Genomic DNA, 13634 nt, shown 5'->3' with positions numbered 1-13634 from the left:
AACGGCGCTCAGCGAAACGCGTAGTCCGCCACAATTCCGACAAAAATCGCCAACCCCGCCCAGTGGTTGTGCAAAAACGCTTTGAAGCACTTCATCCGATCCTTGTCGCGGGTGTACCAGAACTCCCAGGCAAAACATCCAGCCGCCGCCAGCAACCCCAGGTGGAACCAGCCGCCCAGCTCAAACCGTGTACCGGCCAGCAACAGGCACACCAACGCCAGGCCCTGCAGGGTAAGGATAATCACGCGATCGGCATCACCGAACAGAATGGCGGTGGATTTCACGCCGATCTTCAAGTCGTCGTCACGGTCGGTCATCGCGTAATAAGTGTCATAGCCCACCGTCCAGAGCAGGTTCGCGATGTACAGCAGCCAGGCAGCGGCGGGCAAGCTGCCGGTCTCGGCGGTAAACGCCATCGGCATGCCCCACGAAAACGCCGCGCCCAGCACCACTTGAGGGTAATAGGTGTAACGCTTCATGAACGGGTAGCTCGCCGCCAACGCCAAACCACCGAGGGACAGCAGGATAGTGGTGGCGTTAGTCAACAGCACCAGCAGGAAACTGATGCCCATCAGCACTGCAAAAAACACCAGCGCTTCCTTGGAACTGATCTTGCCGCTCACCAGCGGGCGCTGCTCGGTGCGCTTCACATGGCCGTCGACCTTGCGGTCGGCCCAATCATTGATCACGCAGCCGCCTGCCCGGGTCAGCACCACGCCCAACACGAAAATCACGATGTTGATAAAGGACGGCGAACCCTTGCCGGCAATCCACAGCGCCCACAGCGTTGGCCACAGCAGCAGGTAGATGCCAATGGGTTTGTCCATCCGGGTCAACTGAATGAAATCCCAGGCCCTCGGGTTAAGGCGGTTCAGGGATTTGAGCAGGCGTTGATACATCAGCAGTTCTCCGGATGGGCATGCAGCGCGTGCCAGAAGCTCGGCAAAAAGATCTCCGCCACCAGCACGCTCAGCGCACCGCGATCAAAGCGTGAGCGGCGTGCCCACAGCCCGTCGGCCTGGTCCGCCGTGGGCAACCACTGCCGCGGGTAATGGCACACCTCGATCGCCTGGCGGGTGAAGGCCTGGTCGCAAAACAGCAATTCGCCCAGTGATCGGCTGCCCAACTCATCCATGTGCAAGCCGTCGCCCTGCAAGGCACTGCGCGCCGCCACACTGCGCGCGAACACCCACGGCTGGCCCTGCCCACGCAAATACACTTCACGCACCCAGCCGATACTGGCCGGCGCCAGCGCCAGGGCAGCACATTCATCATCGCGCAGTGGCTGCCAGCCTTCGAACAGTGGCGTCACGCTGAAGCCGTCGTCCGACAGCCATGTCAGCCGCCGGGTGAGCGAGTCTTCGTTGAACAGCCAGTTGAGGGTCAAGGGCGCGGGCGCAGGGATCAAACGGCTCTGGGTCAGCCACTGGCAAGCATCGGGAAGGTCGATTGAGTGCGGCACGGTGAGTCAGTATTGGCAGCAAAAGAGGCGGCGAGCTTACCATGGCACCTTGGACTTTTGCCGCGCTGAACCGGTGCCTTGCGTCGATCGTGCTTGCATCTGCCTGCCCCGATCAGTACAAAACGCCCTGAGCCGCACGGCAACGCTGGATCCATCGACCGTCGGCCAAACTGCCTGGACCCTGAGGAAGCAAGTAATGAAGAAGTGGCAATGTGTAGTCTGCGGCCTGATCTATGACGAGAAAGACGGCTGGCCGGATGACGGAATCGCTCCGGGCACCCTGTGGCAGGACGTCCCGGAAGACTGGCTGTGCCCGGACTGCGGCGTGGGCAAAATGGATTTCGAAATGATCGAAATCGGCTGATCTGCAAATTTAAGAACCGTACTACAAGGAGAAAGGAATGAACGCACCTGTCGTGATCATCGGCACAGGATTGGCCGGTTACAACGTGGCCCGGGAGTTTCGCAAGCTCGACAGCGAGACCCCATTGCTGCTGATCACCGCGGATGACGGGCGCTCCTACTCCAAACCCATGCTCTCCACCGGCTTTGGCAAGAACAAGGAAGCCGATGGCCTGAGCATGGCCGAACCGGGCGCCATGGCCGAGCAACTCAAGGCCGAAGTGCGCACCCACACCCGCGTCAGCGGCATCGACCCCGGCCACAAGCGCCTGTGGATCGGCGAGGAAGCGGTGGCCTACCGCGACCTGATCCTGGCTTGGGGCGCAGAAACCGTGCGCGTACCGGTTGAAGGCGATGCGGCTGAACTGATTTTCCCGATCAACGACCTCGAAGACTACGCACGCTTCCGCGCTGCCGCTGCCGGCAAACGCCGCGTGCTGCTGCTCGGCGCAGGCCTGATCGGCTGCGAATTCGCCAACGACCTGATCCTTGGCGGTTATGAAATCGACTTGGTGGCGCCGTGCGAACAAGTCATGCCGACCCTGCTGCACCCGGCAGCGGCCGCGGCGGTGCAAGCCGGGCTGGAAGGCCTTGGTGCACGCTTCCACCTGGGCCCGGTGCTCAATCGCCTGCTGCGTACCGCAGGCGGCCTGGAAGCGCACCTCTCGGACGGTGAAGTGATCGCCTGCGACCTGGTGGTCTCCGCCATCGGCCTGCGCCCACGTGTCGACTTGGCCGCTGCTGCCGGCTTGCAGACCAATCGCGGGATCATGGTGGACCGCCACCTCAAGACCTCCCACGCCAACATCTACGCTCTGGGCGACTGCGCCGAAGTCGACGGCTTGAACCTGCTGTACGTGATGCCGCTGATGAGTTGCGCCCGCGCCCTGGCCCAGACCTTGGCCGGCAATGCCACGGCCGTCAGCTACGGCCCGATGCCAGTGACCGTCAAGACGCCGGTCTGCCCGCTGGTGGTTTCACCCCCACCACGGGGCACCGAAGGCGTGTGGAGCGTTGACGGCGAGGGTGCCGACATCAAGGCCCTGTGCCGCGACGCCAGCGGTCGCCTGCTGGGTTACGCACTGACCGGCACCGCCGTGATGGAAAAACTTGCCCTCAACAAAGAACTTCCGCCACTGCTGGCGTAAATACCGGTCGTTCTGTCGGAATAAGCACGTTTTTCACCCTAGAAAGGTCGCCGCGAGACTGGCGGAGCGTGCGAGGGCATGCCATCCTCACTCCCGTCTGCCGCAGAGTAGAGCCTGCGGCGCTTTGGGCGTTGCTCCAACGATGAGCAGCACGGACATAACAACAAAAAACCGTCAAAGAGGCTTCACTTATGCGTAAACCAGAACTCGCAGCCGCCATCGCTGAAAAAGCGGATCTCACCAAAGAACAGGCCAACCGCGTCCTCAACGCCGTTCTCGAAGAAATCACTGGCGCCCTGCACCGCAAGGACAGCGTCACCCTGGTTGGCTTCGGCACCTTCCTGCAACGCCATCGCGGCGCCCGCACCGGCAAAAACCCGCAAACCGGTGAGCCGGTGAAAATCAAGGCGAGCAACACTGTCGCGTTCAAGCCGGGCAAATCGCTGAAAGACACTGTTAACGCGTAATGGCGTTGCCGTCTCGAAGGGGGCGGGGTGGTAGGAAAAATGGGCACGCCGACTGGATCGGGTGCCCATTTTTTGTTTAGGCTAGCAATCAATGGCTCTTTTTCTTTTCATCCAAATAGAAATTCAGATATTTCTTTGGTCTTTCTTGAAAGGCCCGTGCCTGACCGAACCCATAAGCCTCATCAAAGGCTTTGTAAGCCTCGGCCTTTTTTCCCAATTCGAGAAATACCATTCCGACGTTTATCAGTGGGCCGGTATCAATATCTGACTCTCGGCCATCAAGCGTCTTTTGTGCCCATGACTCAGCTGCTTGGAAATCGCCGCTGTCGAAGTGAAGGTTGAAGAAAGAACCTGTAACCCACGAGGATAAGGGCGCCCACTCAAGCTTTGGCTCAGGCAGTAAATCCCATGCCTGTTGGTACAGGACCTGCGCTTCAGTTTTTTTGTTTTGCTCATCGAGATCATTGCCCATCGCCATGACAGCCATGATTTTGTCTGCCAGTGTTGGATTTTCGTCTGCCAAGTCTTTCATACATAATCCTTACTAATATTTAGGCTTTTCTGCCGGGCCGATAAAGTCGCCGGGGTCTTTGTACCGGTCCGTCAGCAGTGCGCCTTTTGATCGGTTGTGGGAATAGTATTCCAGCTCATAGTTGTCAGGATCGCGCATCCAACCTCTCACCTCCTTGGTTTTAGCTCCGTGGTAACCACCTTTGCTGTTCCAATATTTAACAGCATCGGTTTTATGAGCCATATCAGCATCTTTGATCGAGTACCACTTTTTATCAGTGCTCTGGAACCGCATGTTTTTTCCGGAGCCAACTATTTTCCCTTCGGCTCTCATCCGCGCTATCACCGCTTTCCCTGTACGGCTGGCTTTGCCTGGTGTTCTACCCACGGAGTTCAGACGGCAGGACAAGCCGAGTGGGTCGATCCAACCGAACGGATTGGACGCGTACGCATAGAAATTCAAACCTCCGTGTAAACCTATCGGATCCGGCGTTGTAAACCGCCCCACATCCGGATCATAAAACCGGAACGTGTTGAAATGCAGCCCCGTCTCCCGGTCCAGATACTGCCCCTGAAACCGCAGGTTCTGCTCTTCAATGTAATAAGGCTCGCGCACTTCCTCCAGCGTGTTGCCCCACACCCGATAAGTCGCCTGCCAGACGCTGTGCCCATCGGCCTCGGTCAGTTGTTCGGGCAACCCGTTCAGGTCGTTGTGGTAGTAGCGAATCTTCTGCAACGGACCAGTACCGTCGACGCGGGCAAGGGGTTCATAGCCGTCATTGTCGTAAACATAAAGACTGGTCTGACTGTGCTTATGCTCCTGCAATAACCGCAGTCCGTCCCAGGTGAATCGAGTTTCTCCCAGCGGATAACCATCACTGCCATGCTCAGTTTTCTCGATGCGTCGACCCAGCGGGTCATAGGTCATCCTGACCACGCTGCCGTTTTCATTACGCACTTCGATCAGTCGGCTTTCGGCATCGTAGGCAAAACGTTGCAACCCGCGCTTGGCACTGCGCTTTTCAATCATCCGTCCAAACGCATCGTAGCGATAACGCTTGTCCTGATAAGTCAGCAGCTTGTTATGCACCACCAACCCGGCACCGGCCTGGGGACCGTCTAGCAAGTTGGCTGCGGCGTCGTAGGCGAAGGTTTCACGCTGGCCGTGCAGGCTGTCCTGGCTGGCGATGATGCGGCCGGTGGCGTCGTAGTGCAGCAACTGGCGGTGTTGCGCAGCGGGTTGTTGGTCGAGTTTGCCGATCAGGTTGTCGGCGGGGTCGTATTCAAACTGTTTTTGCGCCGCAGCGGGCAGCAAGGTTGACTGACTGGCGTGACGGCGCTGGCGTGAACGCAGGCGGCCGCTGCGGTCGTATTCGCTGCGGGTGCTGAGCTGGCCCTGGGTGCGCAGCACTTCGCGGTGCAGGCGGTCACGCTCGAAGTCGCTGATGACCTGGCCGTCCAGGTTGACCTGGTGCAGGTGGCCGCTGCCGTAGTACAGGCGGTTGAGCCAGCGGCCGTCCGGCAGTTGGGTTTGGATCAGGTTGCCAAGTTCGTCGTAGTGGTGTTGCAGGTTGCCTGCCGAACTCTGCTCGCAAAGCAGTTGGCCGAGGGCGTCGTAGGCAAAGCCCAGGGCTTGGGCGTTGCCCTGCGAATCGGTGAAGGTGACAGCCGTGAGCTGGTCCACCGCATCGTAGCTGTAATCGGTACGGCCATCGTCGGTGGTTTTGGCGATGAGCCGGCCAACCGCATCACGTTCCAGCCGATGAATGATGGGTGCGGGCGGCGTTTCGGGCACCAGGGCCAGCCCGTTTCCGTAAGGCGCCGGCACAGCAGTCACCGCCGTGACATTATCCAGCGGGTCATAGCTGTAGTGCTTGGCGCTGCCGTCGAGGTCTTGCTGTTCAGTCAGCCGATCCCCGGCGTCCCACGCAAAACGATAGCGTTCGCCGTTCTCGTTGATTAGCGCTTGCAGCCGTCCATAGCTGTCATAGCCGAACTGCACCTGCCGCCCATGTGCGTCGGTGCGTTGGCGCACTTGGCCACGGCGGTTGTGTTGGTAAAGCGTGGTGTGTCCGGCCGGGTCGGTGTAACCCACCAACTGACCGCTGACATCGCGCTGATAGTGCTCGGTGCGGCCGTCCGGCAGTTGGGTACTGAGCAAGCGCCCCTGAGCGTCGTAGATAAATTGAGTGCGCTCGCCAAGGGCGTCGGTGATGACCTGCAAATACCCCCGCTCGTCGTAGCTGAAGCGCGTTGGATAACCTGAGCAGTCGATGTGCTCGGCCAGTTGCCCGAACGGATTCCAGCGCAGTTTTTTGCTTTTGCCGGTGGCGTCAATAATTTCCACGGGCTGGCCATGAGCGTCATAGCGGTAGCGCGTGACGTTGCCCAGCGGATCGGTTTCGGCAATGCAATTGCCGCGCGGGTCGTAGCGATACTGCCAACTGTTATCGGCGGCGTCGGTTTCTACCAGCGGCAGCGCCCAGTGTTCCAGCCACAAAGTCGAGTCGCTGCGGCCCAGCGGGTCGGTCTCGTCTATCAGGTTGCCGCTTTCATCGTAGCTGTACTCATAGCGCCCACCCAGGGGGTCGGTGGCGCTGAGCAATTGGCGTTCGTCGTTCCACTCGAACAGCCAGGTCTGACCGAGGTTATCGCGGTACTGAATGATCTGGTGCTGAGTGTTCCAATGGCGAGTGCTGACGCGCTGCAAACCATCGGTGATGCGAGTGAGGCCAGCCTTCAAGTCATAGTCGAACTGGTAAGTGTCACCCTCATCGGTCCAGTGCCGAACCACGCGCCATTCCAAATCCTCAATCAAGGCCCATTCATAGAAGCAGCGCAACCCGGTGGGCAATTGATGCTCCACCATTCGCTGACCGATGTCGTAGGCAAAACGCCGTTGCACCTGGCCGGTTGCGTCACGCACCTCAGCCAGATTGCCGGCCGCGTCGTAGCCGTAACTGACGAGCACTTCGCGGCGTTGGTCGGGGTACAGGCGCTCAATCTGGGTCAGATGGTCTTGGTCACGTATCAGCTCAACCTGCACCAAGTCGAAAGTATCGCGCAGACGTACCAGGCGCCCTACTTCGTCATAGTCAATATGGATGCGGTTGTCGTTGCGATCGCCCAGTTGGCTCAGACGCAGCAGTGAGGGATTGGCCGGAGTGGGTTCGAACAAGCGGTAGAGGCCGTCGTCGCTTTCAATCAACAACTGCCCATTGAGGTGTCGCCGCACGGCGAGCCCTTCACCGGGGCTGAATACCGCGCCGCCCAACGGGATCGAACCCATGTCAATCGGGCGTCCCTGCTCGTCGGTATAGATCAGCGTCTCGCCGCCTTCGGGATGCGGACGGATCTCTACGCACACTTCATAGGGCACGCTCCAGCCAGCGCCAAACAGGCTGCCCGAGCGTTCGTCGCGGCTGTTGTAGAAGCGTTGCCAGTCGATCGGCAGGATGCCGGGTAAGACGAAGTCCAGCTCTTCGACGTCGCCCAGTACCTTCGCGCCTGTCGCCGCATGTACCGGATTCGACGAACCCATCGCCGCGTTGGCCATCGCCCCCATCGCACTGCTGACCGCCATCGAAGTGGCTCCGCCGATCAGCATGCACGGCAACTTGCTGAAGAACTTGCCCTTGCCACCCTTGAGCATCAACAACGCCGTGACCGCCAACCCCACCCCCGGGGTCTTGCCGCTGCGAATTTCCCGCACCACCACCGAACCACCGCCAATGGTCACGTTGGAAGAAATCAGGCCCGACGACACCACGGTTGCATCGCAGGTACTGCGATCACCGCTGCGCACCGCCGGCTGGCCGTTGACCGTGACCTTGTCCGACCCTTCGGCAAGAAACTGCGGCGGCATCGGTGGGTGCTTCATGCACACCACCAGGTCGAGCGGCTTGGGCACGGCGCCGGGCGCGGGAGTCGCAACCGTAGGGCGCCACATCTGCGAGAAGAAGCTCCCGGCCATGTCCAGGTAACTGGCTTCTGGCTCGGGCGCGGGCTCTTCTAACTCGGTCCCAGCTGGCGCGACATGGGAACTGATCGCCCCGGCGGCGCGGGCGGCGGGGATGTTGTTGGTCAGGGTGTTGGTGGAGCCGGTAAGAATATTGGCCTGCACCGTGGGCGGAAACAGCGCGTTGGCGAACGTGTCGCATAAATTCGTCAGGCCTTTGTCGGCCCCGGTCTTGCTCATGGCCAGGCCGACAATCGTGCCCACCACGGCACCCAGCAGGAAACAGCCAAGCCCACCGGTCGCAACGGTAATGCCAGTGGCGGCAACCACCGCAGCGGTTGCCACGGCGGTGATCGCGATATTGGCCGCTACCTCCAGCACCCCGCCAAGGATGTCCGCCATCATCGAGGTGTGGGAGAGCGCATCGCCCATCCGGGCAGCCCAGAGTGCATCAGACAAGGACTGCACTTCCGTGCCTGATTGAATTGAACGCACAACTTTCCATAGTCGCCGTGTCCTTGAGTGTCATGGCATACGCATCAGTGCTGTCTTCAACCGTTTTATCAGGGTGGGACTTTCCAGGCATGCCAGTGGGGTGATGTTGTCCAGTGCCGGAACCTTTTGCCCGATCCACCACAACCCCTCCTCAAGGCCCCGTTTCCCGCGCAGTATCACTGCCATGTCGAGATGGCCGCCCAAGGCCTTGGCCAGTTCACGCGCATCGTCGTCAAGGTAGTCTTCTTTATACAAGGCCACTGTGCTCTGCCAGTCCGCGTCACCCGGGTATTCGTTTTCCAGTCGTTCCATGTTCAAAAACCTGCAAAGGAGATCAAGTTGCTGCCGGTCGGGTTGCGTGCCGATGGCGCCAGGATTCCATCATAGCCGTTGGCCTTGGCCCAGTTGCCGATCTGATGGGTCTCGGTGTACTTCGAGCCGGTGATGCTTTTAAGGCTGACCCCTACCTGTTTGCGCACATCGGCGCGGGTCAGGTCCAAGACATTATTGAGCTGCACTTTCTTGCTGACCAACACCCGTTTGGACAGGTCGACCTTCCAGTGCGTGACCTCGCCCAGCGCGGTTTTCCGTGAGTTCGCGCCATACACCCCGCCGACGCCTTTGGTGGTGTAGCGGTGTGTGGACTCCACATTCCACTTGTGCGCCTGCCAAGTGGTCCCGATGCGCCCCGGTTCCTCGAACCGATACACGGTGCGACTGACCTTGCGCCCCTTGGGTGGGCTGGAGCATTTCATCAGGCCCAGCGGGTCAATCCAGCTCAGCGGGTTGGGCGCATATTGATAGAGATTCAGGCCGCCGGCCAGACCGATGGGGTCGGGTGTGGTGAAGCGTCCGATATCCGGGTCATAAAAGCGCAGAGTGTTGTAGTGCAGCCCCGTTTCCCGGTCCAGATACTGGCCCTGGAAGCGCAGGTTCTGTTCTTCGATGAAATAGGGTTCTCGGCTTTCCTCGACGGTATTGCCCCAGACTTCATAGCGCGCTTGCCACACCGTATGGCCGTCGCTCTCGGTGAGGCGTTCGGGCAAACCGTTGAGGTCGTTGTGGTAGTAGCGGATTTTTTGAAGGTCACCTGTGCCATCGATACGGGCCAGTGGTTCGTAGCCCTCGTCGGCATAGATATAGAGGCTGGTCTGCTGATTGCAGTGCTCCTGCACGAGTTGCAGCGCGTCCCAAGTGAAACGTGTCTGGCTCCGCTGCACACCGTTGCGGTCGTAGGTGGTCTTGGCGGTGCGCCGGCCCAGCGGGTCATAGGTCATGATGACCCAGGAACCGTCATCGTTGTGCACCTGTGCCAGCCGTTGCTCCGCGTCGTAGCTGAAGCGTTGGGTGCCGCGCCGAAGGCTGCGCTTTTCAACCATCCGGCCAAAACCGTCATAGCGGTAATGTTTGTCCTGGTAGGTCAGCAATCGGTTGTTGGCGACCTGTCCTGAGCCGTCCAGCAGGTTAGCCGCCGGGTCGTAGCGGAAGGCTTCCCGTTGGCCCAAGAGGTTGTCCTGGCTAGCCAGAATGCGGCCGGTAGCGTCGTAATGCAGCAATTGGCGGTGTGCCGCGCCGGGCTGGCTGTCGTAGCGTTCGACCAGTTGGTCGCTGTCGTCATAGCCCAAGCGTGTCTGCGCCGGTGGATGTAACAGCGAGTGGTCCGGTTGGCGGCGCTGGCGGACACGCAGACGTCCACTGCGGTCATATTCGCTACGCGTACTGATACGGCCCTGGGTGCGCAGCACTTCGCGGTGCAGACGGTCCCGCTCGAAGTCACTGATGACCTGCCCATCCAGGTTGACCTGATGCAAGTGCCCGCTACCGTAGCGCAGGCGGTTGAGCCAGCGGCCGTCGGGAAGTCGGGTCTGGGTCAGGTTGCCCAATTCGTCGTAGAGATGCTCCAGGCAACCGGCGGCGCTTTGTTCGAGGGTCAGCTGACCGAGGGCGTCATAACCGAAGCCCAGGGTTTGCTGCTCGCCATCGCGCCCTGTAAAGGTGATGGCTGTGACTTGGTCGAGTTCATCGTAGCGGTACGTCGTGCAACCATCTACGGTGCGCTTGGCGATCAGCCGGCCTGCTGCATCCCGCTCCAGATCATGAATGATGGCGGGCTCGGCGTCGGACGATGCGAGGGTTTCTACCTGGGTGACATTGTCCAGCGGGTCGTACGTGTACCGTTTTCGACAGCCGTCCAGGCGCTGTTCGAGGGTCAGGCGATCACCGTCGTCCCAGTCGAATCGGTAGTGCTCACCATTTTCGTTGGTCAGGCTGTGCAGGCGGCCATAGACGTCATGGCTCAACTCCACACGGCGGCCATGGGCGTCGATGCGCTGGCGCAACTGGCCGTTCGACGAATGCTCGAAGCGCGTGGTGTGGCCGGCAGGGTCGCTGTAGCCGATCAACTGGCCGCTGGCGTCACGCTGATAGTGCTCGCTGCGCCCATCGGGCAACTGCTTGCTGATCAGTCGGCCCTGATCGTCATAATTGAAGGTGGTGCGTTCCCCGAGCGCGTCGGTACTGGCCAGCAGCAAGCCTCGCTTGCAGTAGCTCAAACGGGTGGTAAGGCCCGTACAGTCGGTGTGCTCGCTCAATTGACCCAGTGGGGACCAGCGCAAGGTCTTGCGCTTGCCGCTGGCGTCGATGATCTCCCTGACTTGGCCGTGTCCGTCATAGTGATAGACCGTGCGGTTGCCCAGTGGGTCGGTTTCGCGAATGCAGTTGCCTCGCGAGTCGTAATCGTACTGCCAGGTATTGCCAGCGGCATCGGTCTCCGCCAGTGGCAGCGCCCAGTGCTCCAGCCACAAGGTCGATTCACTGCGCCCCAGGGGGTCGAGGGTCTCAGTCAGGTTGCCGGCATCGTCGTAGCTGAACTGATAATGCCCACCGAGAGGGTCGGTTGCGCCCAGCAGTTGGCTATCATCATTCCACCGGAAGGCCCAGGTTCGCCCCAGTGCATCGGTGGACGCGATGATCTGGTGTCGCTCATCCCAGTGTCGACTGCTGACGCGCGCCAGCCCGTCGGTGATACGGGTGATGCCTGTATCCAACGCATAGTCGAATGTGTAGGTGTTCCCGGCCTCCGTCCAATGCCGGACAACACGCCATTCAAGGTCGTCAACCTTGGCCCACTGATAGAAGCAACGAAGGCCGGTGGGCAATTGATGCTCGACCATGCGCTGCCCGGCATCATAGGCAAAACGGCGCTTCACGTGCCCGTCGGACTGGCGTACAGAGGCCAGGTCGCCACGGGCGTCGTAGGCGTAATGCATCAGTACTTCACGGTGTTGGTCGGGATACAGGCGTTCGATTCGGCTGACGCGATGGGGCCAAGTGTTGTCGTACGTCAGCTCGACCCTCACCAGGCCAAAGGTGTCACGCAGGCCCTGCAGGCGACCATCGTCGTCATAGTCGAGGTGGATTCGGTTGTCGTTGCGATCTCCCAGTTGGCTCAGGCGTAGCAACGATGCGTCCTGTGGCGCTGGATCGAATAGCCGGTACAAGCCGTCTGCGCTTTCGATCAGCCACTGGCCGCTCAAGTGACGCTTGACGCTGAGGCCTTCGCCAGCGCTGAACACGGCACCCCCCAAAGGGATCGAACCCATGTCGATACGTCGACCCTGCTCGTCGATGTACAACGCGTAGTCGCCCCCTTCAAGGTGAGGCAGCAGCTGCACGCTGACTTCATAGGGCACACTCCAGCCGGCACCAAACAAGCCATCGCGGCGTTCATCCCGGCTGTTGTAGAAGCGCTGCCAGTCGATGGGCATGATCCCGGGCAAGGCGAAATCCAGCTCCTCGGGGCCGCCCAGCACTTTGGCCCCCGTGCTCGCGTGCACCGGATTGGAAGAGCCCATGGCGGCGTTGGCCAGCGCGCCCATGGCCTGACTGACCACAAACGAGTTGACGCCTGCCAGCAGCATGCAGGGAAGATTGCTGAGGAACTTGCCTTTACCCCCCTTGAGCATCATCAGCGCGGTGACGGCCAGGCCAACGCCCGGCGTCTTGCCGCTGCGGATCTCGCGCACCACCACTGAGCCCCCGCCGATCGTCACATTGGGCGAAATCAGCCCCGACGACACCACGGTGGCGTCGCAGGTGCTCCGGTCACCGCTGCGTACCGCCGGTTGACCGTTGACCGTGACCTTTTCCGAGCCTTCGGCCAGAAACTGCGGCGGCATCGGCGGGTGTTTTGTGCAGGTCACCACGTCCAGCGGTTTAGGGACTGCACCGGGCGCTGGCGTGGCGACGGTGGGGCGCCACATTTGCGCAAAGAACCCTTTGGCCATGTCCAGGTAGCCGGGCTCTTCGCTGTGTTCCGGTGCTGGCGGCGTTGTTTCGGTTTCGGTGCCCGCAGGTGCAACGTGGGAGGGCACGACGCCGGCCGCGCGCGCAGCGGGCAAGGCGTTGATCAGTGTGTCGGTGGACCCGCTGAGGATTGTGGCCATGACCGAGGGAGGGAACAGCGCGTTGCCGATTCCCTCGCACATGGCGCTCAACCCCTTGTCGGCCCCGGTCTTGCTCATGGCGATGCCGACGATGACGCCGACTACCGCCCCCAGCACGCAGGCTCCCAGTCCACCGGTCGCGACGGTAATGCCGGTAGCCGCCACTACCGCAGCGGTTGCCAGCGCGGTAATCGCCACGTTAGCCGCCACTTCCAGCACGCCGCCGAGGATGTCCGCCATGACAGAGGTGTGGGATAGCCCATCGCCCAGGCGCGCAGCCCAGAGCAGTGCGTCAGACATGCAAAGGCCGCTTCACTGGGGGACGTCGAACACGAGCGAGCTCTTGATCGTCGACCAGTGCGCCGCCTCGGCGTCCCCAAGCTTGTCAGCCTTCACATAACTCAACGCAAGCATCTTGCGCGTACCCGGCAACACCAGCGCCAGTTGGTACTGGAACACCTTGTCATTGCCCTTATTGAACTGGCTGCGCAGCTCAATGCCTTCCACTTCTTGAGCCGCGCCCAGGCGCACGTCCACACCCGGTTGATAGCGCAAATCCTGCACCTGTTTTTCCAGGCGCTGGAGTTGGTCATTGAAGTTGCTGTGCAGGGTTTCACCCTCGGCGAGCAGGCTGCGGCTGACGATCAGGGACGTGCCCAATTCAGGGAACTTGAGGATATTGATCGTCGCGTCCTGCAACTCACTGGCGGGCAGCTGAAACTGAAATTCGTTGATCCGGTACGTCAT

At 60.7% G+C, this 13634-nt stretch carries 10 protein-coding genes; 3 read left to right on the top strand and 7 right to left on the bottom strand.

All coding sequences use genetic code 11. The features are described 5' to 3' along the window. Positions 1–8: 8 nt before the first annotated feature. A complete protein-coding gene (gene ubiA / locus BFP95_RS11750; RefSeq protein WP_065875507.1) occupies positions 9–899 on the bottom strand; it encodes a 4-hydroxybenzoate octaprenyltransferase in 891 nt (296 codons plus the stop codon). Continuing rightward, the gene (locus BFP95_RS11745) at positions 899–1462 is read right to left on the bottom strand and encodes a chorismate--pyruvate lyase family protein (protein WP_065875506.1); all 564 of its coding nucleotides are present in this window, start codon (positions 1460–1462) and stop codon (positions 899–901) included. The genes ubiA and BFP95_RS11745 overlap by 1 nt, the downstream gene beginning before the upstream one ends. 196 nt (positions 1463–1658) lie before the next feature. On the opposite strand from BFP95_RS11745, the gene BFP95_RS11740 reads away from it, so the two are divergent. The 3 genes from BFP95_RS11740 (at position 1659) to BFP95_RS11730 (ending at position 3479) form a co-directional block, all read left to right on the top strand. Then, positions 1659–1826 carry a rubredoxin gene (locus BFP95_RS11740; RefSeq protein ID WP_003213373.1) on the top strand — a complete coding sequence of 56 codons (168 nt, stop codon included), beginning with the start codon at positions 1659–1661 and terminating at the stop codon, positions 1824–1826. 37 nt (positions 1827–1863) lie between these two features. Continuing rightward, the gene (locus BFP95_RS11735) at positions 1864–3012 is read left to right on the top strand and encodes an NAD(P)/FAD-dependent oxidoreductase (RefSeq protein ID WP_065875505.1); all 1149 of its coding nucleotides are present in this window, start codon (positions 1864–1866) and stop codon (positions 3010–3012) included. Between the two features lie 191 nt (positions 3013–3203). After that, complete coding sequence (locus BFP95_RS11730; RefSeq protein ID WP_003176958.1) at positions 3204–3479, top strand: HU family DNA-binding protein; 276 nt, start codon at positions 3204–3206, stop codon at positions 3477–3479. An 88-nt stretch (positions 3480–3567) separates the two neighbouring features. On the opposite strand, the gene BFP95_RS11725 is transcribed toward BFP95_RS11730, so the two are convergent. The 5 genes from BFP95_RS11725 to BFP95_RS11705 form a co-directional block, all read right to left on the bottom strand. Further along, on the bottom strand, positions 3568–4011 hold the full coding sequence (locus BFP95_RS11725) for a hypothetical protein (RefSeq protein ID WP_065875504.1): 444 nt from the start codon (positions 4009–4011) through the stop codon (positions 3568–3570). Between the two features lie 12 nt (positions 4012–4023). Then, positions 4024–8406 (bottom strand): RHS repeat-associated core domain-containing protein, encoded by a 4383-nt coding sequence (locus BFP95_RS11720; RefSeq protein WP_139115308.1) that lies wholly within the window; start codon positions 8404–8406, stop codon positions 4024–4026. A 66-nt stretch (positions 8407–8472) separates the two neighbouring features. Further along, positions 8473–8754 (bottom strand): hypothetical protein, encoded by a 282-nt coding sequence (locus BFP95_RS11715; protein ID WP_065880299.1) that lies wholly within the window; start codon positions 8752–8754, stop codon positions 8473–8475. A 2-nt stretch (positions 8755–8756) separates the two neighbouring features. After that, positions 8757–13187: an RHS repeat-associated core domain-containing protein gene (locus tag BFP95_RS11710; RefSeq protein WP_065910117.1), complete on the bottom strand. Its 4431-nt coding sequence runs from the start codon at positions 13185–13187 to the stop codon at positions 8757–8759. A 12-nt stretch (positions 13188–13199) separates the two neighbouring features. Continuing rightward, positions 13200–13634, bottom strand: coding sequence for a DcrB-related protein (locus BFP95_RS11705; protein ID WP_065880297.1), 435 nt, complete (start codon positions 13632–13634; stop codon positions 13200–13202).

This window comes from Pseudomonas sp. 58 R 12 (assembly GCF_900005865.1).
GTDB lineage: Bacteria > Pseudomonadota > Gammaproteobacteria > Pseudomonadales > Pseudomonadaceae > Aquipseudomonas > Aquipseudomonas tritici.
This window is presented reverse-complemented; position numbering and strand designations above follow the sequence as displayed.

Coding starts and splice junctions, on each gene's coding strand:
- ubiA (WP_065875507.1), bottom strand. CDS start 899: ATGTATCAACGCCTGCTCAAATCCCTGAACCGCCTTAACCCGAGGGCC.
- BFP95_RS11740 (WP_003213373.1), top strand. CDS start 1,659: ATGAAGAAGTGGCAATGTGTAGTCTGCGGCCTGATCTATGACGAGAAA.
- BFP95_RS11735 (WP_065875505.1), top strand. CDS start 1,864: ATGAACGCACCTGTCGTGATCATCGGCACAGGATTGGCCGGTTACAAC.
- BFP95_RS11730 (WP_003176958.1), top strand. CDS start 3,204: ATGCGTAAACCAGAACTCGCAGCCGCCATCGCTGAAAAAGCGGATCTC.
- BFP95_RS11725 (WP_065875504.1), bottom strand. CDS start 4,011: ATGAAAGACTTGGCAGACGAAAATCCAACACTGGCAGACAAAATCATG.
- BFP95_RS11715 (WP_065880299.1), bottom strand. CDS start 8,754: ATGGAACGACTGGAAAACGAATACCCGGGTGACGCGGACTGGCAGAGC.
- BFP95_RS11710 (WP_065910117.1), bottom strand. CDS start 13,187: ATGTCTGACGCACTGCTCTGGGCTGCGCGCCTGGGCGATGGGCTATCC.
- BFP95_RS11705 (WP_065880297.1), bottom strand. CDS start 13,634: ATGACGTACCGGATCAACGAATTTCAGTTTCAGCTGCCCGCCAGTGAG.